Origin of the sequence: Methylocaldum szegediense, assembly GCF_949769195.1 — a bacterium.
Classification (GTDB): Bacteria; Pseudomonadota; Gammaproteobacteria; order Methylococcales; family Methylococcaceae; genus Methylocaldum; species Methylocaldum szegediense.
Window position 1 is genome coordinate 1,539,740 of record NZ_OX458333.1, and the last position, 24,966, is coordinate 1,564,705.

Below are 24,966 nucleotides of genomic sequence, written 5' to 3' on the forward strand. Positions count from 1 at the left end.
GTCTTTATCTATTTTGTTGTCGAAAAGCCCGCATGGCTAGTTTGAGATCTTCCCACGCCCGGCGCTTTTCCGTTTGCGAACGCAGCAGATAAGCGGGGTGGTAAGTCACAACCAGCGGAATCTGGTCATAGTAATGCACTCGACCGCGCAGTTTACCGATAGGCGTCCCAGTTTTTAATAGATTCTGAGCGGCGATACGACCTACGGCCAGAATGATCTTGGGTTTTATCAACGCGACCTGTTGTTTCAAAAAATGTTCGCAGGCCGCCGTTTCCTCGGGGGCCGGATCGCGGTTCCCGGGAGGGCGACACTTGATCACGTTGGCGATATAAACCGCCTCCCGCTGAAGACCGATGGCCCAAATCATTTCGTTGAGCAGTTGGCCCGCTCGACCCACGAACGGCTCGCCCTGCAGATCTTCCTGCTCTCCCGGCGCCTCCCCGATGACCATCCAATCGGCTGCGCGATTTCCGACGCCGAAAACGGTTTGGGTACGGCCCTGATGCAAAGGGCAGGCGGTACATCCTGCCACACGAGCTTCCAATTCTTCCCAGTCTAGGGAGGGACACGAAACACCCGTGTCGGCCGTAGCCGTGTCCGCTTCGCTGAGTTCTGGGCCTGGATCATCCACCACTACCGCGTCCGAGTGGTCTGTCGCTTCAACTTGATCGAACGCAGTCTGCCGCCTCGGAACCCAAACCCGGATGCCCATTGCGTCGAGATAACTCAGCCGTCGTTTGTCGCAAGGCATAGTGATCTCGGTTCGGATCTTTTAAGGACGCTTTGAACACGCCCCATCCCTTTGGGAGAGGAAACAATAAGGGGCCGCTAGATCAGTCAGTGACACAGCTTGATCCTCCGCCGGAGACCAAACCGGAGCTTCACTTATCGACGCTTCCCGGAGTGCCCTGCACAATCACACATCTCCCGCTACCTGCGGGTGCATGCGTTGCTGTGGCGCCAGCAGCTTATTGACGGCATTAACGTACGCCTTGGCCGAAGCGATCACGATATCGGTATCCGCTCCCTGTCCATTGACAATGCGCCCGCCTTTTTCCAGGCGAACCGTCACCTCGCCCTGTGCATCGGTGCCGGTCGTGATGTTGTTGACCGAATACAACAGCAAGGTGGAACCGGTATGGACCAAAGACTCGATGGCCTTGAAGCTCGCGTCGACGGCGCCGCTGCCCTGAGCCGTACCGCTCACCTCCTGATTTTCGAGCTTGAGCGTCACGCGCGCGCAGGGTACTTCGCCGGTTTCCGAACACACTTTCAACGCGACCAGCTTAACCCGCTCGTCCTCCGCCTCGACACCTGCTTCTGTAATCAAGGCCTGTAGGTCTTCATCGAAAATGTCGTGTTTCTTATCGGCCAGCTCCTTGAATCGCTGGAACGCCTCGTTCAATTCCTCCTCGGACCCGAATTCGATCCCCAGCTCCTGCATGCGCGTGCGGAACGCGTTGCGTCCGGAATGTTTGCCGAGCACCATTCGGTTGGCGGTCCAGCCGACATCTTCCGCCCTCATGATTTCGTAGGTCTCGCGGCTTTTCAGGACGCCGTCTTGATGAATGCCGGACTCGTGCGCGAACGCATTGGCGCCGACGATGGCCTTATTGGGCTGCACCGGAAAACCGGTGATATTCGAGACCAGTTTGGAGCACGCCACGATCTCGCGGGTGTCGATGTCGACCCGGCAGGGGAACACATCCCTACGGGTCTTGACCGCCATCACGATCTCTTCCAGCGCCGCATTGCCGGCCCGCTCGCCCAGGCCGTTGATGGTGCATTCGACCTGGCGGGCGCCGTTCAACACGGCGGACAAGGAATTGGCGACCGCCAACCCCAAATCGTTGTGACAATGTACGGAAAATATCGCCTTGTCGGAATTGGGAATACGCTCTCTCAGGCGGCGGATCGTGGCGCCGAATTGCTCCGGCACGCTGTATCCGACCGTATCCGGGATGTTCACGGTCGTCGCGCCCGCCTCGATCACGGCTTCGAGTATCCGGCACAGAAAATCTTCTTCCGAGCGGCCCGCGTCTTCCGGCGAAAATTCGACGTCATCCGTGTACTGTCTCGCCCGCTTCACGGCCCTTACCGCGTACTCGATCACCTGGTCCGGCTCCATGCGCAGCTTTCTTTGCATATGAATCGGCGAGGTGGCGATAAAGGTATGGATACGTGCCCGATTGGCCTCTCCGAGCGCCTCTCCCGCACTGTCGATGTCTTTGTCCAGAGCCCTGGCCAAACCACATACGATGCTTTCCTTGATCGCCCGAGCCACAGCTCGCACCGATTCGAAATCTCCCGGACTCGCCGCGGGAAAACCAGCCTCGATGACATCTACCCGCAAACGTTCAAGAGCCTTGGCAATCCGCACTTTCTCGTCCCGCGTCATGGACGCGCCGGGACTTTGCTCGCCGTCCCGCAAGGTCGTGTCGAAAATGATAAGTTTGTCGCTCATGATAAATTCCCGTTGATCTCTCGTGGCCTCTCCGCGAGAGGGTCCGCGTGATATTCGTGCTTAGGATTTCGAAATGGCTCTGATCTCCTGCCCTGCCCCTCAGGGCAGCAGGAGAAGGCGCAGAAGGCGAAGGAGTTCGGAGCGGCAAACAATGCCGGCGCAGCCGAGACTTCGGCTGGATTTAAAACATTGCGGAGAAGCGCTTCGGTACATGGAGTTCGGAACTACCTTTTAGGCAACTATATTACTCACGCGGACATCGTACAAGCGCCATGAACGACAAACCTTTCCTCCGTCTAACATGGGCCGGGACACCAGTGGAGTCCCCTTTTTCAGGTTCGGCGCTCGCTCCGCATTTTCCGCAGCCAGAGCAAAGTCAGCACCGGCCCCGAAATCGCGTAAGTCGTAAAGATGACGAACAGCATCAAGGGCGGATTGGTGAAGATGAAGGCGAAGACCAGCATCACCAGAATGGCCCACACGAACGGCACCCGTCCACGAAGATCCACGTCTTTGAAGCTGTAGTAACGGAAGTTGCTGACCATCAGGAGCCCAGTCATTAAGGCCAATCCGAGCGAAACATAGCGCATGGATTCGCCGCTCAGGCCGTAGGTTTCGCTGAACCAGATAAATCCGGCCAGGATAGCGGCGGCGGACGGACTGGGTAGACCCTGAAAATAACGCTTGTCCGCAGTCGAGATCTGGGTATTGAAACGGGCGAGACGAAGCGCCGCGCCGGCGGCGTGAACGAACGCGGCGACCCATCCGATCTTGCCTAGCAGCGTCAGCGACCAGATGTAGGCGACCAAGGCAGGCGCGGCGCCGAACGAAATCATGTCTGCCATGCTGTCGTATTCAGCCCCAAAGGCGCTCTGCGTGTTGGTCAAGCGCGCCACCCGTCCATCAAGTCCATCCAGGATCATGGCGACGAAGATAGCCACGGCAGCTACTTCGAAGTGGCCGTTGAACGCGGCCGTAATGGCGTAGAAACCCGCGAAAAGTGCCGCCGTCGTGAACAGGTTGGGTAAGAGATAAATGCCGCGCCGCCGCCTTGCTGGAGGGATTTGTTCTTCCATAGCCCCGCTTGGAGTTGAATCAACCGAATAATTCCGGCTAGCTTAACACAAGCCCCGTTCGGAGGGCCGCGCGCGAACCGCGCGGCTTGCTCCCGGCCGAAAGCAAGATTTAGTTCTTGCTCTTGTCGACGATTTTGTTGGCTTTGATCCAGGGCATCATGTCGCGCAGCTTGGCGCCAACCTGTTCGATCAGGTGTTCGCGCCCGAGGCGCCGCTTGGCCTTCAACGTCGGGCAGCCGGCCTGATTCTCGAGTATGAACTCGCGGGCAAACTCGCCGCGCTGAATCTCGCCAAGGATCTTCTTCATTTCCTTCTTCGTTTCCTCGGTGATGATGCGTGGACCGCGGGTGAGATCGCCGTATTCGGCGGTATTGGAAATCGAATAGCGCATATTGGCGATGCCGCCTTCATACATGAGATCGACGATCAGCTTAAGCTCGTGCAAGCACTCGAAATAGGCCATTTCCGGCGCGTAGCCCGCTTCCACCAGAGTTTCGAACCCTGCCTGCACGAGCGCGGTTGCGCCACCGCAAAGCACGGCCTGCTCACCGAACAGGTCGGTCTCGGTTTCTTCGCGGAAGGTGGTCTCGATGATGCCGGCACGTCCGCCGCCGTTGGCCGCAGCATAGGATAGGGCGATTTCCTTAGCGAGTCCCGAAGCGTTCTGATAAACCGCGATCAGCGTTGGTACGCCGGCGCCCTGGGTGTAGGTCGAGCGCACCAAATGGCCGGGGCCTTTAGGCGCGATCATGATTACGTCCAAGTCGGCGCGCGGTTGGATCTGCTCGAAGTGGATGTTGAACCCATGGGCGAATGCCAATGCCGCGCCTTGCTTGATATTCGGCTCGATCTGCTCGGAATACAGCTTAGCCTGATGTTCGTCCGGAGCCAGCACCATGACGACGTCCGCTTGTTTCGTCGCGTCTTCCACCGACATGACGGTCAATCCGGCGTTCTCGGCCTTCACGGCCGACGCCGAACCGGGACGCAAAGCAACGATGACCGAAACACCCGAATCTTTCAGATTGTTGGCATGAGCGTGGCCCTGCGAGCCGTAGCCGATAATGGCGACCTTCTTGCTCCTGATAATCGAAAGGTCGGCATCTTTATCGTAATAAACCTGCATGGATAGTCCTCGTGATTTATCGTTTTAGCGGATTACTAACAGTCAATAAGCAAAGCCGCAGACGTCCCTCTCCCCTTTGGGACAGACCGGCAGGGCGAGGCGCAACGCGACGAGCGGGCTGGCCAGGGATGGGCTGCCCACGACTCGCGAGCGAAGCCGGACCGCGTAGCGTGGCGAGGCCACTACTCGCCTCATCCCTGAGGCTCGCCCTTTGGGCCGTGCTTCGCACGTTCCCGTTCGCTCCCGGCGACCGGGTGAACACGTGAGCGCCGCTCGCGGATTGTGCGGCGTAATTGGGATGCGGTGAGAACGATTCGAATCGACTTCTTCACACACCGAGAAATTCATCCATCGATTGCAGCTAGACATGAAGCCCGCGGTCGCCACGCAGAATGCCCGTGGTGCCGGAGCGAACGACCTCAATGATGGACTCCCGATCTAGCGTCTGCAGAAACGCGTCCAGCTTGGACTTTTCGCCGGTGACCTCGATGACATAGCTTACAGGCGTGACATCGATGATTTTTCCGCGAAAGATATCGGTCAGGCGTATGATTTCTTCCCGCGCCCGATCGACGGCGCGCACTTTGACCATCATCAATTCACGCTCGATGTGGGAGGATTCGGAAATATCGATGACCTTGACCACGTCGATCAGCTTGTTGAGCTGCTTGGTGATCTGCTCGATGATTTCATCGCTGCCCGACGTAACCAGCGTCATCCGCGACAAGGTGGGATCCTCCGTGGGCGCGACGGTCAACGACTCGATGTTGTATCCGCGCGCGGAGAAAAGCCCCGCCACTCGCGACAAGGCCCCGGATTCGTTCTCCATCAGGATCGAAATGATATGACGCATCAGGCGAGCTCCCTTTCCACGGTCATACCGGGAGCGAGGCGCATTTCATGGTGGGCCTTGCCGGCCTCGATCATGGGATAGACGTTCTCGGTAGGATCGGTCATGAAATTCAAGAATACCGTGCGGTCTTTCAGCTTAAAGGCTTCTTCCAGCGCCGGACGCACATCCGCCGGGTTCTCGATTCTCATGCCGACATGGCCGTACGCCTCGGCCAGCTTGACGAAGTCAGGGATGGTTTCCAGGTAGGAATGGGAATACCGGCTTTCGTAGCTGAATTCCTGCCACTGGCGAACCATGCCCATGTAACCGTTGTTGAGATTGACGATCTTGATGGGCGTCCGATATTGCAGAGCCGTCGCCAGTTCCTGAATGCACATCTGAATGCTCGCTTCCCCGGTCACGCACACCACATCCGCATCGGGGTGAGCCAGCTTCACGCCGATGGCCGCCGGCAAACCGAATCCCATGGTGCCGAGACCACCCGAGTTGATCCAGCGGCGCGGCTTGTCAAACTTGTAGAACTGCGCCGTCCACATCTGATGCTGTCCGACGTCAGACGTCACGAAGGCGTCACCCTTGGTGACTTCGTACAACTGCTCGATGACGTACTGCGGCTTGATCACCGAGCTGTTCCGGTCGTAGCGCAAGCAATCCAACGATTGCCAGCGCGCGATCTGTTCCCACCAGGCACGGAGGGCAGCCTCGTCGGGCCGTTTATCGGTGTTCCGTAGCATCTCGATCATGTCGTCGAGCACATGGGCGACTTCACCGACGATGGGGATATCGACGCGCACCGTCTTGGAGATGGACGCCGGATCGATGTCGATGTGAACGATTTTCGCGTGTGGGCAAAATTGAGCGAGCTTGCCGGTCACCCGGTCGTCGAAGCGAGCGCCGACGGCGAACAGCACATCACATTCATGCATCGCCATGTTCGCCTCGTACGTTCCGTGCATGCCCAGCATACCCAGAAACTGCCTATCGGTGCCTGGATAGGCGCCGAGGCCCATCAAGGTATTCGTGATAGGAAAACCGAGCATGCGGGTGATTTCCGTCAGCTGCTTTGAGGCATTGCCCAAAATAACGCCGCCCCCTGAGTAAATCATCGGCCGCTTCGCCGAAAGCAAAAGATCGACCGCCTTCTTAATCTGCCAGCGGTGTCCCTTAACATTCGGGTTATAGGAGCGGATCGAAACCGAGCTCGGGTACTCGTAAGGAATCTTGATATTCGGGTCGGTCACATCCTTCGGAACGTCGATCACGACAGGACCGGGCCGGCCGGTGGTGGCGATGTAGAACGCTTTCTTGATCGTTTCAGCCAGCTTGTGTACGTCCTTTACCAGGAAGTTGTGCTTCACGCAGGGCCGAGTGATGCCTATGGTATCGCACTCCTGGAAAGCGTCGCTGCCGATAACCGGCAAGGGCACTTGGCCGGTGATGACGACCAGCGGGATCGAATCCATATAGGCCGTCGCGATCCCAGTGACCGCATTGGTGGCACCTGGGCCGGAGGTCACCAGCACCACGCCCGGCTTGCCGGTCGAGCGAGCGTACCCGTCCGCGGCATGGGTCGCGCCTTGTTCGTGGCGTACTAGAATGTGCTTGACGTCTTCCTGTTTGAACAGGGCATCGTAAATATGCAATACGGCCCCGCCGGGGTAACCGAAAATATATTCAACCCCTTCGTCCTTAAGACTTTGGACTAGGATTTCCGCGCCGCTGAGCTCCACGGTTTCAACACCCCTAAAAAAGAATCAGGCGTTTCGAAAACGCCCGTTCCGATCGAGACTTAAAAAATCGATAAATAGCTAATAACGGTACTCGGATTCATACATCCCGTCAAGCCGCGGCGGACGGGACACCGTTGATCGCGGTATAAAACCCCTAACGTTCTCTGAGGCTTTCATTTTCATACTGCAACAACGGGCTGAGGAAATACTCGATCAAGCGCCGCTTACCCGTCTTGATCTCTACGGTGACCGCCATGCCCGGGGTCAGGTTCACCGTCTTTTCCTCCACCACCATCGTGGCCCGAGACAAAGCCACCCGAGCCGCGTAGACCAAGCCTCGTTTCTCATCCTGAATGGCATCGTTCGACACCTGGATGATCGTTGCGGGGATTGTACCGTACTTAGTGAACGGAAAGGTCTCTATTTTGACTTCGGCTTCTTGCCCGGCGTTGACGAAGCCGATGTCCTTGTTTTGGATGAACGCTTCCACTACCAGTGGATTGTCGCGGGGTACGATAACGAGAAGCGGCTGGGCCGGCGTGACGACACCCCCTACCGTGTGCACCGACAGCTGCTGCACCACACCATCGACGGGCGCCGTAAGAGTCATGAAGCGCCCGCGGGTTTCGGCCTTGATGAGTTCCTGTATCAGATCGGTCACTCGCTGCTCCGCCTCGTGGAGCCGATCCAGAGCCACACGGCGCGTTTCGGCGATGAGCGCATCCCGCTGCTGTCGACTTTCCGCTAGAGCGGCCTGAATTTCCGCCAGTTTGGCTTGTTGCGCGGCCAAGTCCCGCTCTTGCTCGATACGGGCTTGTTCCAGTTCGAGATAGGCATGCTTGGAGACGAAATTCCGCTCCCGTAGTCCCCGGTAATCTTCCGCCCGCTCCCGCGTGATCGGCAGGATTTGTTCCAACTTCCGCACCAGTTCCCGGGTAGCACGTTCCTCCGCCGTACGTCGGACAATCTCGGCATCCAATTGTTTGAGCTTCGCACGGTATTCAAGGTACTGCCCTTCCAGAAGACGCCGCTCGGCCGCCAGCCGGGTCTCGTCGAGACCTTCGATCTCGATCGGTGCCAGCCGTTCGCTTTCGATGGCCTCCAGCAGGGCCTTGGCGCGAGCAGCGTCCAGCCGCGCCGTCAACAGGTCGTTGGCGATGCGGTCGGCGTCTGCTTGCGCCATGGTGGGATCCAGTTCGATCAACACTTCGCCGGCCTTAACGCTCTGCCCGTCCCGGACATGAATGGCCGTCACCTTCGCCGTCTCCATCGGTTGAACGACCTTAGTTCGGTCATTCGGGATGATCTTGCCCTGCGCGCTCGCCACGACATCGACCTGTCCGACGATGGACCACGACAGCGCAATCGCCGCAAAGGCCATGATCAGCCACATGAAAACACGAGGCGCCGGAGACACGGGCGTTTCTTGCAAGGCGAGGGCTGCAGGCAAGAATTCCGCCTCATGGGGGAGCCGCGATGGCGGATCGAGCTTTTTGCGCTCCGCCCAGACCTGGCTGAACACCTGTCCGTAGCGCCGGATCAGATCCGCCATGCCGCGTAGCCACATTGCCGGTCACGCCTGTTGCAGACGATACAACCGGGCGTAGTGCCCCGCTTGGCGGGCCAGGAGCTCGTCATGCGTGCCCTCTTCCACGAGCTGACCGCGGTCGAGCACCAGAATCCGGTGGGCTTGGCGCACGGCGGACAACCGATGAGCGATGATGATGACGGTCCGTCCCTGGCATATCGCCTTCATGTTGTTCTGAATGACCCGCTCCGATTCGTAATCCAGCGCACTGGTCGCCTCGTCGAAAATGAGGATACGGGGATTCGCGATCAGGGCGCGGGCGATGGCGATCCGCTGACGCTGGCCGCCCGACAGTGTCGCCCCGTGCTCGCCCACGACCGTGTCATAGCCTTCGGGTAATTCCAGGATGAAGTCATGAGCGCCGGCCAGTTTCGCCGCTCCGATCACCGCCTCAACGGGCAGGCCCGGATCGGCCAGGGCGATATTCTCCCGAATCGTGGCGTTGAAGAGGACGTTCTCCTGTAACACCACGCCGATCTGACGGCGCAAGGATGACGGATCGGCGAGCGCCAAGTCCATGCCGTCGACAAGGATACGACCGCGTTCGGGTACGTAAAGGCGCTGAATGAGTTTGGTCAAGGTGCTCTTGCCGGATCCGGAGCGGCCGACGATGCCGATCACTTGTCCCGGCGCAATCGAGAGACTCACTTCCCGCAGCACTTCCGGACCGTCGGGCCGATAGCGGAAGCTCACCCGATCGAATTCGATCCGACCCTGCAACGGTGGCAAGGTCGAGCGGTTGGCGGAGGACAATTCGCTACGGCTATTGAGAATATCGCCCAGTCGTTGGACCGAAATGCCGGTTTGTTGGAAGTCCGTCCACAATTGAGCCAGCCGCATGATGGGCTGCGACACCCGCCCGGCCAGCATGTTGAACGCGACGAGTTGGCCGACGGTCAACTCGCCTTCGATGACCAGCCGGGCGCCCAGCCACAGGGTAGCGGCCGTCACCAGCTTGCCGATCAGCGCAACCCCCTCGTGGGCAATCGTGGCTAAGGTCGCGGTCCTGAAACTGGCGGAGACGTACGCCGCGAGTTGGCGGTCCCAGCGGCGGATCATCTGCGGTTCCACCGCCATAGCCTTCACCGTGTCGATCCCGGCGATCGCTTCCACCAGCAGCGCCTGATTTTCCGCACCGCGATTGAACTTCTCGTGAAGCCGCGCTCGAAGCAGCGGCGTGACCGACAGTGAAAGAAGGCCATAGAGCGGCAAGGAAGCCACCACGACCAGGGTCAGCCAGCCGCTGTAGTACAGCATGACCGCGATGAACACCACCGCGAAAAATAGGTCCAGTACGAGGGTCACGGCGTTGCCGGTCAGGAAGGAGCGGATATGTTCGAGCTCCCGTACCCTCGCGACCGAATCCCCGACCCGCCGGGCCTGAAAATAACTAAGCGGCAGGCTCAAAAGGTGCCGGAAAAGCCGAGCTCCGAGTTCCACGTCGATGCGGCTCGTGGTGTGTGCGAACACATAGCTGCGCAGCCCGCTTAGGACCACCTCGAAGATCGAGACGATCAGAAGACCAACAACGATTACGTCTAGGGTCGTCAGACCCCGGTGTACCAGCACCTTGTCCATGACAACCTGAAAAAAAAGCGGCGTCACCAAGGCGAACAGTTGCAGGACGAACGACGCCAGTAAAACTTCACCGAGCAGCTTCCGGTATTTGACGATCGCTGGAATGAACCAGGTGAAGTCGAATTTGGCGAATTCGCCGGCCAGGAAAGCTCTTGAGGCAAATAGGATCAAATCTCCCGTCCAGCGCGATTCCAGGTCGTCTCGGGCAACGACCTCCGGCCGTTCCCGCGAGGGATCGTGGATCAGGACTTTCTCGTTGTCGCTCCTTGCGAGAATGAAGAAGTCGTCCCCCCGCCCGATCGCAAGCGCTGGCAGCGGCGTATTGGCGAGGCGCGAAAAGTCGGTCTTGACGGTCTTGGCTTTGAGCCCCAATTGTTTGGCGGCGAGCAGGATCTCGGTGACGCCAAATGGTCGGCTTCCCTCCCCGAACCTATGCCGCAATTGCCCCGGATCAGCCGCGACGCCGTGAAAACGGGCCAGCATCACGAGACAAGCGAGCCCCGTGTCCGGCGCCTGTCGCGTGGATTTGTCTTCCATTTTTGCATGTTTGGGTTCAAACAGAACCATACGACTTGCTTGTTGCCTTGGCAGAAATCACCAAAGTTCAGAAACGACGGATGACCCCTTTGTGTTTGTCGAAGCTGGGAAAACGCTGGCATGAACTTCATCCCTTGCTCACCCAACCACTCGAGCCCTTGGCCTTCATTAACGTACGGCGAAGGCCAAGGACTCCTTTTCACTATTGCCAGTTGGCAGCAATCACTGCGTTGAGGGCGTCTTGGTAGCTTGGCGGCAGCGTGGTTTGTCCCGCTGGCGGCGGGGCAAAGGCCGCCATCGCTGTGACGAGGTTCTCCACCTGGCTGTCCAGCAGCGTCCGGCCATCCCAGGTGACGAATTGCTCGACCCGGCACGCATCGCTCACATACCAGTCCTTGACGATCAAGGTGTCGTTCGTGCCGAGAATAGAGATTTCAAGGTCGTTGCTCGCGCCCGGGCGCGAGAACCAGAGCTGATCGGCCGATACCTCCGGCAGAAACCGGACGGTATCCGTGCCGCCGGCTGTGGTGTCGTGTTCGACCACCGTATCGGTGCCGTAACCGCGACCGAAACGGTAGGTGTCGCTGCCGACGCCCCCGATCAGCGTGTCCGCGCCACCCAAACCGTCCAGCGTGTCGTTACCGGCGCCACCTTGCAGGCGGTTGTCACTGTCGTTGCCCGTCAAGACGTTGTCGAGCCGATTGCCGGTACCATCGATGGACGCGGTACCGATAAGCGTGAGATTTTCGAGATTGGCCCCCAAGGTGTAGTCGATCGAGGTCTCGATGGTGTCGATACCGTCATGGCCGCCTTCCAATACGGTATCAAGCCGATGATCGACCACGTAGACATCGTTCCCGCTGCCGCCCAGCATGAGGTCTGCCCCGCTCCCGCCGTCGAGGAGGTCGTCGCCTGCATCACCGAACAAACTGTCGATGCCTTCACCGCCGAACAGCCGATCAGCCCCCTGCCCGCCATCCAGTCTATCGGAGCCGGCACCCCCCAGCAGGGTGTCGTTACCGCCGTTGCCGAGCAGCCAATCCAAGCCGCCGAGACCGTCGATCACGTCATCGAATGCGCCGCCTCGCAGACAATCCGCCCCGGCAGTGCCAGTCAGGCTGAGGCCCGGCTCACTACCGGCCTCTATGGTCAAGGCGAACAGGCCGGAGGCCGATGCTCCGCTCGCATCGGTCGCCGTCACCTGAATCGCGTAGCGCCCTGTCGTTCCCAGGGTCGGACTGCCTTCGAAGACGCCGGTCTCCGGGTCGAACGTCAACCAGTCGGGCAGCGCGTTGCCGTTCTCCAGCGCCGCCGAAAGGGTGAGTGCGTCGCCCTGATCGATGTCGACGAACGTGGATACCGGCAGTTCAAACATGAAGCGCTGACCTTCGACACCGCTCCGATCGGGGATCGGTTGCGCCAGAATGGGCGCATCGTTAGCGCCGTGGATGGTCACCTCCAGCTCAGCGGAGGCGGCAAGCGGGTCCGCGGCATCATCGACCACGGTGTAGACAAACCGATCAGTGACCGTCTGGCCGGCGGCGAGCCCTTGCACCGCCTGGGCGTCATTGTCGAGCAGGTAGCGATACGCGCCGTCCTCGCTCAGACTCAAGGTGCCGTAGGCTCCCGCGAGACTACCAGTAGTGACAACCCTCAGCACGGTGTTCGAGTCCGGATCGCGATCGTTGGCCAACACGTTACCAGTCGCCTCGCTTATGCCGTCCTCGACAACCTCGGCGCGGTCGTCGAGCGCGCCGGGCGCATCGTTAGCGCCTTCGATACTGACGGTGAGGGTAGCTCCGCCCTGACGCGGATTCAGCGGGTCGTTGTCCGTGACCGTATAGCCGAATGTGTCGATCACCGTTTGCCCCTGGGCCAGGGCCTGTACCGGGTCGGCCTCCAGGTCCAGCTCGTAAGCGTAAGAGCCGTCCGCTGCCAAGCTCAGCCGGCCGTAGCGGCCCTGGTGGACACCGGGGTTCGCTACCGCCAGAACCGCACCGTCGTCCTCTCCGTCATTGCTTAGGACGTTGCCGACAACGGCAAGCTCGTCATCCTCGCCGATCCGCGCGTTATCGTCGCGGGCCGTTAGGGATGCCCGGTTGACGGCCCGATCGATCGCGGTCGCATCCAGCGTGCTCCCGTCGGCGAATTCGATAGTTTCCACCCGGTTATCGTCCACATACCAGTTCTTCAGCGTCAGCCGGTCGGTGCTTCCTTTCAATTCAAGGATGACGTCGTCACCGTCCCGAGCGAGGGTGATATCCGCCGGGGTCAGAGCACCGTTCATCACGACGGCGTCGGCGGCGCCGCCTTCGTCGAAGATTACATCCCAGCCGGAACCCCGACCAAAGGCATAGCGGTCGTCGTCCAGACCGCCTGCGAGCCAATCGTCGCCCTCGCCGCCGTCGAGAAAGTCACTGCCGGCTCCACCCTCCAGGCGGTCCGCCCCAGCGCCAGCAAAAACCGTATCGTCCCCTTCCAGGGCGAGTAGGCGGTCCACCGTCGCTGTGCCCTGCAACCGGTCGTCCTCGGAGGTGCCAACGATATCGAAACCGCGTTCGATGAGTTGGTGGTAAGAAAGGGTTGTGCCGTCGGCGAACTCGAACGTGTCGATTACCGGATTCGCCCCTGGGTCGTTGGCATTGAAGCCCTCGATATGGATCGCGCCGCCGTCCGGCAAATGGATCGCCAACGAGCCCAAACCCAGACGGAGGTCGGATGGCCCGATCCCGGCGCCAAAGCTCAGAATGTTGCCGATCGGCCCGCCGGCAGCCCCCGGCTCGGCGAAGTCGTCGATTCGGTCGATGCCGTCGCCTAGGTTGTAGACATAGGTATCGCGCCCAGCCCCGCCAGCCAAGGTATCGTTGCCAGACCCACCGAACAATAAGTCGTTCCCCTCACCACCATCGAGATAGTCGCTGCCGTCTCCTCCTTGAAGTTCGTCATTTCCCGTACCTCCAACCAGCACATCGTTGCCGCTTTGACCGAAGATCAGATCATCGCCGGCATCGCCATAGAGAGCATCATTCCCGTGGATGGATACGTCGACATCGGTGTTATCACCATATAAGGTGTCGTTTCCATCGCCTCCATGGATCACGTCGCTGCCGCCGTCGCCGGCGATTTGATCGTCACCTCTACCGCCTTCGATACTGTCATCACCCTGATAGGCCGCGCCAATCTGGGCACTGCTTGAATCGCCGCGGATAGTGTCGTCGCCATCGCCGCCGTAGATCACATCGGCGTTTCCTTCCCCAAAAATCGTATCGTTACCGCCTTTGCCGTCGATATAGTCGGCACCGTGGTAATCGGCGTTATACCCCTGGCGAATTTCATCGCCTTCTATCAGGTCGTCGCCCTCGCTGCCGATTAACATATCGTTGCCGCCATTGCCCATCAGGAAACTGGGGCCGGTCCCACCGCCGGCATCGATATAGTCATCGCCGTGGTCGGCAGGATTGGCGTTGATATCACCGGTAATCGAATCGTCATCGTCGCCGCCGTAAAGGATGTCGTTTCCTGCGCCTCCGTCGATGGAATCCATTCCGCTTTCGCCGAAGACGATGTCGTCACCCCGGCCAGCTAGAATCCAGTCGCCGCCGGTGCCGCCGTAAATCCGGTCATTCCCGCCGCCGGGATCGAACAGACCGATAACCGGGGCAAGCCCCACGCTGCTGCCCCAGAAAGGGGCATCTGGGTCCGCTGCCGGATAGGCTTGCGGCAAGCCGTGCAAGGTCCAGTCGAAGCTCTGTGCCTGATAGGTGGCGTCGCCGAACAGAACGTCATGCCCTGCACCGCCGATGAGAAGATCGTCGCCTTCGCCGCCCATGAGAGCGTCCGCTTGTTCGCTACCCACTAGCGAGTCGTTGCCCGCACCCGCTGACAGAAAGTCGCCGTAAACACCGTCAGCGGTTTCGCCGCCGAAATCGCGAAAATCGGTCCACCCGCTCAAATCCACCGCGTCGGCGGCATATAAGACGTCGTTGCCTGAACCGCCGATAAGGAGGTCGCGGTCACCGCCGCCTTCGAGAACATCATCGCCCGCCTTGCCGTCCAATCGGTCCTGACCCAGCAATCCCGATAGCCGGTCACGACCAGCGCTCCCGTACAACGTATCCGCTCGCCCCGGTTCAGCGTTGCCGGAATCGGTAACGACGTTGCCCAAATCGTCGTACTGGATCTGTATTCCGTCCGCGTCTGGGTCGAAATCTACCGGAGCCCGATCACCGATAATTTCCAATAAGGGCGTAGGATTGGACGGAGTCGAACTGTTCTGAGGCAAATCAAAGCCCAGATCGCCGTCGTGGAAATCCTTTACAATCAGGTTCACGGAAACACCGGTATCGGCGGCATTGCGGATATACAGGTTGCGCTTGCCGTCGGGATCCGGCACGTCAAGGATAAATTGGTATTGTTTATCCGCGGAAAGCCAGGTATCCGGGCCGGTCTTTTCGCCGCCGGCCAGGGTCAGTGTTACACCGCCGACGGTGATGCGGCCGAGACCGTCGGCATCGTCGATGATGTCCAGACCGTCACCGCTGTTATAAACATAGGTGTCATTACCCCTCCCGCCGACCAGCGTATCGTTACCGCCATGCCCATTTAAGATATCGTTATCGTCACCGCCATAGAGTTTGTCGTTTTTATCTCCGCCATTGAGATCATCGTTGCCTGAGCCGCCAACTAAAACAACACCATTTGAAACATAATCATGAACCGGAGAGAGTACATTCACAGAGGCGGTAAGCTCATCATCCCCTAACGTTCCGTAAACAATGGGCTTGCCGCCATCTAGAAATCGTGTGACGCCCTCATTCCATAATTGCTCCCATACCGCTTGAACCGCGCTATACACTTGGTCAAAAATCAGTGGAAGTGGACCTTTATACCAAGCGGATTCTTTGGCCAAATCAGCTTGGTAATCGGACCAGTAATAGGAGGTTCTGGGAATCTTGTCTGAGTTGATAAAGTCAAATATAACTTTGCGCCCAATTCCAAAAGTGTCAATTTTTTCCTCGAGATACAGATTAGCTATAGCTGTTGCACCATCTCCTGTTTCAAAATCGAAATTTTCCTTTCTACTTTCATCTTTCTCGCTAATATCATACCTTGGCACCACAGCAAAATTTTCAATATGGCGTGTACCATCGGCATCGACGATGAAAGCTGCGTCACCGCTTATTTTGAAAGCAGTTGAATTCCAGATATAGATACGCTCTCCGTAGTCATCTTGTTCATCATCATAACTATATTGCTGAACATAAATACCATAGTCGGTCCCCGTCAAACCGAGGAAGTTTGCCATCTCCTCTTTCGTATAGGATTGGCCCGCCACTACCCCAGGTATATCACCGACGTGAGAAAAAAATTTCTTGACTAAATCCGACATCGATCCTAATGCAAATCGTCCAGGACCTGCCATGTACTCCACTGCATCAACTTTCTCATGTACCAGATCGTCATCAGGAATTTGATCGGAATCAGGACGAATCAGTGCGTCATCCACTAAGTTATGTGGCGTTAATTTCACGCCGTAGAGGTATAACTGGGTAATCTCTTTCGCAGTCGGTAGGCTCATGAATATGCTCCGTTACAGGTTCAAGAATCTGAATATCTCATGAACAATCCCATATATCGTTATTATGGAAAAATCGTTCTCATCCCCGCCACAAAACTGTCCGCAATTCCCAGCTGTGTATAAATGATCCCGAATAAGCCGCTCATGCTTTTCTCCTTTGATTTCGTTCAGTGTACGTTCGCGTTTTTCAGCACCACCTTTAACGTTTTCGTCGATAGGTTCCTTGAGGGTCTTTTTGATATATCTGTAGGTGTAGGTCATTCTGACACCGTAATTACACGTCCCGAAGATTTTCTCAAAGAAGCCAGGGGGACGGTCATCAGCAAAACCTTTATAAATCACCCTGCAACAGTTTGGGTTCTCACGCAAAAATTCATCTACGTCAGCATAAGGTATGACAACTTCGTACTCACTTACTCGACCTAACTTATCATAACTGGATCGACGCCACTTTTGATTACCTTTAATCGTGTGATTGGCAGCGATTGCTCCGCGGATCTTTTCCTCATCGGAAAGATACCGCATTTCCTTAAAGCAAAAGCCAGAATAGTTTAACGACCCAAAAACCATAAGTAGCAACATCGGCCATTTAAGAATTCTTAGAAAAGCTAGTTTTCTAACGAGTATTACAAGCGGATGTTTCTCTTTAAAAATGCTCATGCTGTGCCCACTCCATCTTTGCCAGACATCGTGTTACTGATGTAACCGATAAGGCTTTCCTGGTCCGCCAATAATTTCTGCATGAAACTAATCCATGGCACCTTGGATAATGTCACGTCCCGTATGATTATTTACCGAGAAGGAGTTATGCTCTGTTCGAAGCCCGGAGCCTTCTCCAGGAGATCTTCGGTCCGTCCAAGTGAGGTTCCTTTCCATGCAGATTCGCCTTCACAAGAAGGCCCGTACCACACCGGCTGTGCGACAGGCCATTCAAGAGTCCACGTTGAGCGAGCGCGCCTTGGCCCAAAAGCATGGCATTAGCCGAACGACCGTCCGCAAGTGGAAACACCGCTCCTCGGTCGAAGATGCCTCGCATCGGCCCCACACCCTCAGAACCACGCTCACGCCCGCCCAGGAAGCCATCGTGGTCTACCTCCGCCAAGCTCTGCTCCTCTCCTTGGATGATCTCCTGGCCGTGACCCGGGAATTTCTCAATCCTGCCGTGTCCCGTTCCGGGCTAGACCGCTGCCTGCGCCGCCACGGGGTGGCGTCCCTCAAGACCCTGCTTCCGCCTACAGAGAAGGCGAAGGTCAAACCCTTCAAGGCCTATGAGCCCGGCTTCCTTCACCTGGATGTTAAGTACTTGCCCGCCATCGACGGCGAACCCCGCCGATACCTGTTCGTCGCCATCGACCGCGCCACCCGCTGGGTCTATGTCGCCCTCAAGCCCAACCGCACCGCCTTAAGCGCAAAGGACTTCCTCAAAGCGGTGATTCAGGCCGCGCCTTTCCGCATCCAGAAATGCCTGACCGACAACGGCTCGGAGTTTACCGACCGTTTCCTGACCCGAACTCGGCAGCCCTCGGGGACGCATGAGTTTGACCGCCTCTGTACTGAACAAGGCATCGAACATCGCCTGATTCCGCCGGGCCGGCCCCAAACGAATGGCCTGGTGGAACGCTTCAATGGCCGCATCGAGGAGGTGTTGCAAACCCATCACTTCGATTCAACCGCCGATCTGGACACCACCCTGCACCGCTATGTCGAGCTGTACAATCATCACATTCCCCAAAAGGCCTTAGGCCATCTCACCCCGATTCAGGCTCTCAAAAACTGGCAAACGTCCCATCCCCATCTCCTTCGCAAGAGGGTTTATCTTCACGCGGGACCTGACACCAGAACGGTACCGAATGATTCTGTCGATTCGCTTGCGCAAGTCTGCTAGCAAGGTACTGTCTCTACAATGAGACATTGACTGATTTTTCTGTCAGCCATAGCGGATTTTTTTGTCCGTTTTGGCTTACAGCGACGATGACAATATTGTGCGCCAATGCCGTGGCTTTTTATCGGCCTTCTCGCGCAACTGAGGATGCTGAACTGTGCCGACGATATCGAAACCGCGTTCGATGAGTTGGTGGTAAGAAAGGGTTGTGCCGTCGGCGAACTCGAACGTGTCGATCACCGGATTCGCCCCTGGGTCGTCGGCGTTGAAGCCCTCGATATGGATCGCGCCGCCGTCCGGCAAATGGATCGCCAACGAGCCCAAACCCAGACGGAGGTCGGATGGCCCGATCCCGGCGCCGAAGCTCAGAACGTTGCCGATCGGCCCGCCGGCAGCCCCCGGCTCGGCGAAGTCGTCGATCCGGTCGATGCCGTCGCCTAGGTTGTAGACATAGGTATCGCGCCCAGCCCCGCCCTCGAGCGTGTCGTCGCCGATACCGCCGACCAGGACGTCGGCGCCGTCGTCGGCATGCAAAACATCCTGTTCCGCGCCACCGTCGAGATAATCCACCCCGGTTCCGCCTGCCAGGACGTCCGAGCCCGCACCGGCGAACAGCGTGTCGTTGTCTGCACCGCCCAGCAGGGTGTCGTTGCCTTCCCCGCTTTCGACATAGTCGTCACCCGCGCCGCCATCGACGTAATCGTCGCCGTCCGCTCCGGCGAGCGCGGATAGCGGACCCGCCCAAATATCGTCGTTTCCGCCGCCACCGAAGATGATGTCACCCCCGGCTTCACCGAACAACTGATCGTTCTCGGAACCGCCGTCCAGCACATCGATTCCGGATCCCCCTATCAGGATATCCTCACCCTCGCCTCCCTTGAGGTCGTCGTCTCCGCCATTGCCCAGCAATATGTCGTTATCCTTGCCGCCGGCCAGGTTGTCTTTCGCACCATGGCCGATCAGCAGGTCATTGCCGTCCCCGCCCCACAGGGCCACCCCCTGGACATGGGCGGGCATACTCGCCATGCCATGCTCCCAAGACCTTGCCGGTGCGATACCGGTCGGTGCAAGGGTAGGATGCATGTATTTGACGTTGAAGACGTTGCTCGAGGTGATCGTGAACTCGTAGGTCCAGCCTCCGCCGAGTACCGACTCGCCGCGGTAGGTTTCGCCGGGACGAATCCCGCCGTAGTAGTCCACGGTAACGCTACCGCTTGCATGCAAATAGGGGGCACTGTGCCCACTGTTCCAGTGCTGGCTGACATCGGTCCAAAAAGCGTCCGCGGTGATTGGCGAGTTGGGCCGGTCGATGACCATAAATTCGGCACCGACCGCGGAGATGATGTCGTGCCCGCCGCCGGCGTCGACGAAGCTCCCGTCGCCCACACCGGTGATGTAGTCATCACCTGGCCCGCCGTCGATATGATCTGCCCCGCCGTCACCCACGATCCAGTCGTTCCCGTCGCCCCCGTTCAGAACGTCGGCTTCGGCCGAACCCCAGATCATGTCTTTGCCGTCCAGGCCATCCACCCGTACTGAGCCGATCGATGTGCTGCTGAGATAGTTGCCGGTTTCGTCGCCGTTAAGCTGAGTGTGCGTCGTAGGCGGCGCGGCGGCCAAGCGGATGCCCAGATCGCCCGATTGGAAATCCGCTCCCAGGTCGATGGACGCGCCGTCCGGCGTTTGCAACTGCCAGGTGGCACCGCGGATCAGGATCAGGCCGTCTGCCGAGGTGTACGTGTCCGGCTGATCGTCAACCGGTTTGAAGTAACCGGTGGCGAGCTGATCAGAAACCGTGCTTTCGATGCGGATCAAGCCATGGAACGTGCCATCTGCCTCACGTGTTTCGACAATTCGGTCGCTGCCGTCACCGCTTCGATGGACGTAGGTATCGAAACCCGCGCCGCCAACCAGGATGTCGTCGCCCTTGCCGCCTTCTAGCGTGTCGTTGCCGGCGTTTCCTTCCAGACGGTTTACCGCATCGTTACCAATCAGGCGGTCGTCACTCGTTCCGCCTATGGCGTTTTCAATCCAATTGTGCTCGTAGCCGGCAATCTGATAAGCAATCGCAATTTGCTGCACGCTGTGCCGCTCGTCTTTGCCGACAAAGCTGAAATGCCCAGGACGTAAGTCAATCGTGACCGGCTTGGTCAATGCCGATGCGTCGATGACGTCGTCGCTCCCATCCGCATCCCAAATCGCCTGGATTGCATTGGCGCCAGTTTGAAAGGTATAGCGGTCGCCATCTCCGGCCCCGGTGTTCGGATTGGCCCCGTACAGCGTTTGAATGGCCAGGATGTCGTAAAGCATAGGCGCAGACGCCCACCACTCGGCATAACCCGGTATGCCTTTCACCGGTTGATAGGACATCACGGTATAGCGCTGACCGGGATCGGACGGCAGGGGATTTGGATTGGCGGTTTCGTCTTTGTAGTTCACCGGATGATTCAAGCCCAGCGCATGGCCCAATTCATGTACGAAGGTGTTAAAGCCGGTTTGCCCGGGCTCAAGCTGACTGTTCTGAATTGCGGCCGGCCCGGTATTCGCAATCACGATATCGCCGACCGAGTTTACCGAGCGGGATGCGGAGGGGAAAGTTGTGCTTCCAAGAATGTCTCGCTCTTCCATTGCACCACCCACAACAACAATATCCCCAAAAGAATATGAAGCCGCTGATCCCTCGACCGTGAAGGTATACGGAGCCTCCTCTTTTAAGTGAATATTGGCGACGCTTTCCCAACGTTCGACAGCCGCACGAAAGGCTTCTTTCTGTGGTCCTGTAATGGAATTAATAGTGCCCTTTACTACTTTGCTCAATCCAAAGTCAAAGTTTTCCCAATAAGGCAAGAGATCAGCAAAACTGTAGGTCAGGTTCAGTTCCTGGCCAAGATCGTAGCCATTCCAAGCGTAGGTTCTCACCAATGAATTCTTAATTTCTTCCTTCGTATACGCTGTCATTTTATCTCCATCTCATAGAAATATTTTTCTGCCAATACTATGCAGAGATAGCTCAATATTCAAAATCATCTGGAAGATCGTGAATGAGGCAAAAATCGTGTTCCGGGTCCCCTTTCGGAAAGCAGATCCATTGATCGATGTTGATTAACTTATTCAAGCGCGTCGCAATCGCCAGAAAGAAAATACGATTATTGATGCGCATATTGACATAATTATCTTTATATTTAACTATATCCGCTGTAGGCAAAGCTCGCATTATCTTTTCATACTTTAACAGCTCCTTGAAAGGTAATGACAAAAATGCCAAGCGCAGCTCTTCAACCTGTTCCCGGGTCAATTGAGCATACCGGTCGCCAAGCACGGCTACACGCTGGCGCCACACATCCCTGATCTTGACTTTGTTCCCCTGGTAATGAACCTTACCATCAACATAAACCTTGATAACAAAATCAGACTGCCCAAAAATGAAGTATGTGAGCTCAAATATCGGCTCAGACTCGGTCATCGCCGATGCGATCTGGCAGAACCACAGACCCATTATGAACAGAACCCCAACAAGGCTTTTTATCACACCTTTCGTGATTCCTGGCTTATCAAAGGCAGTCATTTCTTACTCCGGAATAGATAGGTTCACTTCGCGGCAGTATCTCGAAATCTCTAATATTCAAAATCATCGGGCAGATCACTAGAGTTGTTTCTGATGCTAAACAATTGTAAATCAAGATATTTTGTAGTTCCAAAGCCCGGCGGAAAGTGAGAAAAAATAATCCACGAAGTGACCCAGATGATTTCTAATCCGATGCATCAAGCAGTGGAAGAACTTCATGCCACCGATGGCATGCTCAACGATGACCCGGGTGGCGGCTTGTTTTCTGTTCTGTTTCTTCTGCTCAGGCGTCAATGTCGGATTAGGGTTTTTCTTGGATTTTCTAGGTTTCTTGTGGGGTAGATATATTTGGGTACTTTGATAATCTTTGTCAGCCCCCAGAAATCCTAAGTCAAGCCATAAACCGACCTTCTCGAACCACGCTGAACCCGGCGTGAAGACGTCTTTCATGAGTGTGTAGTCATGTACGCTGCCTGCCACAATGCAGCACAAAAACAATATCCTTCGATTAAAGTCGGAGATGACGAGGGATTTGAGCGTATGTCTTTTTTTTTCCGCTGTAACGCTTTTCCTGTTCAGTTTCATCTTGGGGTCGAACGCAAGCGACCTCCACGCCATCGATCGCTATGTTCTTATATTGATCAATGAGTTGAGAGAATTCTTCTGGGGTTGTTAGCGTTCGCTCCGGCATGACGTTGAGGCTTGTCAGCGCTCGTCCCAAAACCGGCAGCAACCGGTCGATGTGGGCATGGGCATGTCCGCCACTGAAACCGAAATGAAAGCCCAGAACGTCAAAAGTGGGATAGGTTTTCAGATAGTACAAAACGAAAAACAGCTTTTTCTCGTAAGAATCAAGATAACCTTTAGGACCGCCCTGTTTGACGTGTTTTATCTCGCCCTTTTCGACACGCTCTCGATCGATGGCGAGAGCGGCCGACTCGAATACTTTGACGAGGGCTGTGAACTTCGCCTTGGGCATTCCAATCAACGATGCCACGATGCGGTCATCGGTTATTTGGCTAAATTTGTCGTAGATCACGGAAGGTTTTTATATTCGGATTTGTTTGAGAAACAAGTGGGCTATCAATACCATGCATTGGCATCAGGTACAACTCTACTGATAAGGCAGGTATCATGCTCAGGATCATTTTCCGGAAAACAAATCCATTGATCGATGTCGATCCACCTGTTCAGCCGTGTCGTAATCGATTCGAAGAAAATAATATTATCAATGCGCATCTGAACGTAGGGGGCTTGGTACTGGATAACGGCGGCCCACGTCACAGCCGGCATTTTTTCTCGTACTTTAGCAACTCTTTAAAAGGCAGTGACAGAAACACCGTTCGCAGCTCTTCCACCTGCTCCCGGGTCAATTGAGCATACCGGTGACCTAGCACGGGCACATGTTGGCGCCACTCATCCCTGATCTTCACCTTACTCCCCTGGTAATCGACTTTGCCGTCATCGAAAACCTTAATGACAAAAATCGGTTGTCCAAAACTCTTATAGGTTAACTCGAATAGCGGTTCAGGTTCTTTCATTGCCGATGCGACTTGGCAAAATAGCAAACCCGTGATGAGTAAAATCCCTTCAAACGCTCCAAACAGCGCTTGTTTGATAGCTTTTCGGCGAGGTTTAGTTACCTTGTTTTCGAACATCTTTATTTCTCCTTGAACCGAATACACTAATCGGGCCTGATAACACCAGGCAGGTGCAGTATTTGGCGAGTTGCTCCACACTATCCGCTCGCAAAAAAGACCACCCTATGTGTCGCGTTCCGTGTGATTATTTACCGAGAAGGAGTTATGCTCTGTTCGAAGCCCGGAGCCTTCTCCAGGAGATATTCGGTTCGTCCAAGTGAGGTTTCTCTCCATGCAGATTCGTCTTCATAAGAACGCCCGTACCACCCCGGCCGTTCGGCAGGCCATTCAAGCGTCCACGTTGAGCGAGCGCGCCTTGGCCCAAAAGCATGGCATTAGCCGAACGACCGTCCGCAAGTGGAAACACCGCTCCTCGGTCGAAGATGCCTCACACCGGCCCCACACCCTCAGAACCACGCTCACGCCCGCCCAGGAAGCCATCGTGGTCTACCTCCGCCAAGCTCTGCTCCTCCCCTTGGATGATCTCCTGGCCGTGACCCGGGAATTTCTCAATCCCGCCGTGTCCCGTTCCGGGCTAGACCGCTGCCTGCGCCGCCACGGGGTGGCGTCCCTCAAGACCCTGCTTCCGCCTACAGAGAAGGCGAAGGTCAAACCCTTCAAGGCCTATGAGCCCGGCTTCCTTCACCTGGATGTTAAGTACTTGCCCGCCATCGACGGCGAACCCCGCCGATACCTGTTCGTCGCCATCGACCGCGCCACCCGCTGGGTCTATGTCGCCCTCAAGCCCAACCGCTCCGCCTTAAGCGCAAAGGACTTCCTCAAAGCGGTGATTCAGGCCGCGCCTTTCCGCATCCAGAAATGCCTGACCGACAACGGCTCGGAGTTTACCGACCGTTTCCTGACCCGAACTCGGCAGCCCTCGGGGACGCATGAGTTTGACCGCCTCTGTACTGAACAAGGCATCGAACATCGCCTGATTCCGCCGGGCCGGCCCCAAACGAATGGCCTGGTGGAACGCTTCAATGGCCGCATCGAGGAGGTGTTGCAAACCCATCACTTCGATTCAACCGCCGACCTGGAAACCACCTTGCACCGCTATGTCGACCTGTACAATCATCATATTCCTCAACGGGCCTTAGGCCATCTCACCCCGATTCAGGCTCTTAAAAACTGGCAAATGTCTCATCCCCATCTTTTTCGCAAGAAGGTTCATAATCTTGCGGAACTTGACATCTTAGCCAGTGCGCTCTTAATCTCATCCTGGGTAAATTTTGTCACCTTAATTACCCCTTGATCGAACGATTCACTTACCAGCAGTACCACAGACCCTTAATATTCGAAACCCTCAGGAAGTTCGCTGATCAGGCAGGTATCACGTTCCTGAAAAC

At 56.8% G+C, this 24,966-nt stretch carries 17 protein-coding genes and 1 pseudogene; 2 read left to right on the top strand and 16 right to left on the bottom strand.

Going from position 1 to position 24,966, the window contains the following annotated elements; all coding sequences use genetic code 11:
• Window positions 1-4: 4 nt before the first annotated feature.
• From QEN43_RS06515 to QEN43_RS06565, 11 genes are all read right to left on the bottom strand, one after another.
• Complete coding sequence (locus tag QEN43_RS06515; RefSeq protein WP_026610263.1) at window positions 5-751, bottom strand: uracil-DNA glycosylase; 747 nt, start codon at window positions 749-751, stop codon at window positions 5-7.
• 165 nt (window positions 752-916) lie between these two features.
• Window positions 917-2,464, bottom strand: coding sequence for a 2-isopropylmalate synthase (locus QEN43_RS06520; protein ID WP_026610262.1), 1,548 nt, complete (start codon window positions 2,462-2,464; stop codon window positions 917-919).
• A 332-nt stretch (window positions 2,465-2,796) separates the two neighbouring features.
• Window positions 2,797-3,540, bottom strand: coding sequence for a CDP-diacylglycerol--serine O-phosphatidyltransferase (gene pssA / locus QEN43_RS06525; RefSeq protein ID WP_026610261.1), 744 nt, complete (start codon window positions 3,538-3,540; stop codon window positions 2,797-2,799).
• Window positions 3,541-3,649: 109 nt separating this feature from the next.
• Window positions 3,650-4,666, bottom strand: a complete 1,017-nt coding sequence (gene ilvC / locus QEN43_RS06530; protein WP_026610260.1) for a ketol-acid reductoisomerase — start codon at window positions 4,664-4,666, stop codon at window positions 3,650-3,652.
• Window positions 4,667-4,708: 42 nt separating this feature from the next.
• On the bottom strand, window positions 4,709-4,861 hold the full coding sequence (locus QEN43_RS06535) for a hypothetical protein (RefSeq protein ID WP_156912718.1): 153 nt from the start codon (window positions 4,859-4,861) through the stop codon (window positions 4,709-4,711).
• A 166-nt stretch (window positions 4,862-5,027) separates the two neighbouring features.
• Entirely contained in the window at window positions 5,028-5,519 is a 492-nt protein-coding gene (gene ilvN, locus QEN43_RS06540) for an acetolactate synthase small subunit (RefSeq protein WP_026610259.1), read from the bottom strand.
• On the bottom strand, window positions 5,519-7,249 hold the full coding sequence (locus QEN43_RS06545; protein WP_317963855.1) for an acetolactate synthase 3 large subunit: 1,731 nt from the start codon (window positions 7,247-7,249) through the stop codon (window positions 5,519-5,521). Before QEN43_RS06545 ends, ilvN begins: the two co-directional genes overlap by 1 nt.
• A gap of 154 nt (window positions 7,250-7,403) precedes the next feature.
• Window positions 7,404-8,801, bottom strand: a complete 1,398-nt coding sequence (locus QEN43_RS06550) for an HlyD family type I secretion periplasmic adaptor subunit (RefSeq protein ID WP_156912717.1) — start codon at window positions 8,799-8,801, stop codon at window positions 7,404-7,406.
• A gap of 21 nt (window positions 8,802-8,822) precedes the next feature.
• Entirely contained in the window at window positions 8,823-10,982 is a 2,160-nt protein-coding gene (locus QEN43_RS06555; protein ID WP_317963856.1) for a type I secretion system permease/ATPase, read from the bottom strand.
• Window positions 10,983-11,154: 172 nt separating this feature from the next.
• Complete coding sequence (locus QEN43_RS06560; RefSeq protein ID WP_317963857.1) at window positions 11,155-15,687, bottom strand: VCBS domain-containing protein; 4,533 nt, start codon at window positions 15,685-15,687, stop codon at window positions 11,155-11,157.
• Between the two features lie 855 nt (window positions 15,688-16,542).
• A complete protein-coding gene (locus QEN43_RS06565) occupies window positions 16,543-17,190 on the bottom strand; it encodes a hypothetical protein (protein WP_026610254.1) in 648 nt (215 codons plus the stop codon).
• A 214-nt stretch (window positions 17,191-17,404) separates the two neighbouring features.
• On the opposite strand from QEN43_RS06565, the gene QEN43_RS06570 reads away from it, so the two are divergent.
• Complete coding sequence (locus QEN43_RS06570) at window positions 17,405-18,415, top strand: IS481 family transposase (protein WP_317963858.1); 1,011 nt, start codon at window positions 17,405-17,407, stop codon at window positions 18,413-18,415.
• Window positions 18,416-18,490: 75 nt separating this feature from the next.
• On the opposite strand, the gene QEN43_RS06575 is transcribed toward QEN43_RS06570, so the two are convergent.
• The 5 genes from QEN43_RS06575 to QEN43_RS06595 form a co-directional block, all read right to left on the bottom strand.
• The gene (locus QEN43_RS06575; RefSeq protein ID WP_317963859.1) at window positions 18,491-21,370 is read right to left on the bottom strand and encodes a M10 family metallopeptidase; all 2,880 of its coding nucleotides are present in this window, start codon (window positions 21,368-21,370) and stop codon (window positions 18,491-18,493) included.
• 52 nt (window positions 21,371-21,422) lie between these two features.
• Window positions 21,423-21,977: a hypothetical protein gene (locus tag QEN43_RS06580; protein ID WP_026610252.1), complete on the bottom strand. Its 555-nt coding sequence runs from the start codon at window positions 21,975-21,977 to the stop codon at window positions 21,423-21,425.
• A 111-nt stretch (window positions 21,978-22,088) separates the two neighbouring features.
• Window positions 22,089-22,595 carry a transposase family protein gene (locus tag QEN43_RS06585; protein ID WP_317963860.1) on the bottom strand — a complete coding sequence of 169 codons (507 nt, stop codon included), beginning with the start codon at window positions 22,593-22,595 and terminating at the stop codon, window positions 22,089-22,091.
• Window positions 22,486-23,016: a helix-turn-helix domain-containing protein gene (locus tag QEN43_RS06590; protein ID WP_317963861.1), complete on the bottom strand. Its 531-nt coding sequence runs from the start codon at window positions 23,014-23,016 to the stop codon at window positions 22,486-22,488. The genes QEN43_RS06585 and QEN43_RS06590 overlap by 110 nt, the downstream gene beginning before the upstream one ends.
• A gap of 241 nt (window positions 23,017-23,257) precedes the next feature.
• Complete coding sequence (locus tag QEN43_RS06595) at window positions 23,258-23,635, bottom strand: hypothetical protein (protein WP_026610250.1); 378 nt, start codon at window positions 23,633-23,635, stop codon at window positions 23,258-23,260.
• 214 nt (window positions 23,636-23,849) lie between these two features.
• Between QEN43_RS06595 and QEN43_RS06600 the strand changes: the two are divergent.
• Window positions 23,850-24,794: pseudogene (locus tag QEN43_RS06600) on the top strand (IS481 family transposase); the annotation flags it as partial.
• Window positions 24,795-24,966 lie beyond the last annotated feature (172 nt).

Coding starts and splice junctions, on each gene's coding strand:
- QEN43_RS06515 (WP_026610263.1), bottom strand. CDS start 751: ATGCCTTGCGACAAACGACGGCTGAGTTATCTCGACGCAATGGGCATC.
- QEN43_RS06520 (WP_026610262.1), bottom strand. CDS start 2,464: ATGAGCGACAAACTTATCATTTTCGACACGACCTTGCGGGACGGCGAG.
- pssA (WP_026610261.1), bottom strand. CDS start 3,540: ATGGAAGAACAAATCCCTCCAGCAAGGCGGCGGCGCGGCATTTATCTC.
- ilvC (WP_026610260.1), bottom strand. CDS start 4,666: ATGCAGGTTTATTACGATAAAGATGCCGACCTTTCGATTATCAGGAGC.
- QEN43_RS06535 (WP_156912718.1), bottom strand. CDS start 4,861: ATGAGGCGAGTAGTGGCCTCGCCACGCTACGCGGTCCGGCTTCGCTCG.
- ilvN (WP_026610259.1), bottom strand. CDS start 5,519: ATGCGTCATATCATTTCGATCCTGATGGAGAACGAATCCGGGGCCTTG.
- QEN43_RS06550 (WP_156912717.1), bottom strand. CDS start 8,801: ATGGCGGATCTGATCCGGCGCTACGGACAGGTGTTCAGCCAGGTCTGG.
- QEN43_RS06555 (WP_317963856.1), bottom strand. CDS start 10,982: ATGGTTCTGTTTGAACCCAAACATGCAAAAATGGAAGACAAATCCACG.
- QEN43_RS06565 (WP_026610254.1), bottom strand. CDS start 17,190: ATGAGCATTTTTAAAGAGAAACATCCGCTTGTAATACTCGTTAGAAAA.
- QEN43_RS06570 (WP_317963858.1), top strand. CDS start 17,405: ATGCAGATTCGCCTTCACAAGAAGGCCCGTACCACACCGGCTGTGCGA.
- QEN43_RS06575 (WP_317963859.1), bottom strand. CDS start 21,370: ATGACAGCGTATACGAAGGAAGAAATTAAGAATTCATTGGTGAGAACC.
- QEN43_RS06580 (WP_026610252.1), bottom strand. CDS start 21,977: ATGACTGCCTTTGATAAGCCAGGAATCACGAAAGGTGTGATAAAAAGC.
- QEN43_RS06585 (WP_317963860.1), bottom strand. CDS start 22,595: ATGGCGTGGAGGTCGCTTGCGTTCGACCCCAAGATGAAACTGAACAGG.
- QEN43_RS06595 (WP_026610250.1), bottom strand. CDS start 23,635: ATGTTCGAAAACAAGGTAACTAAACCTCGCCGAAAAGCTATCAAACAA.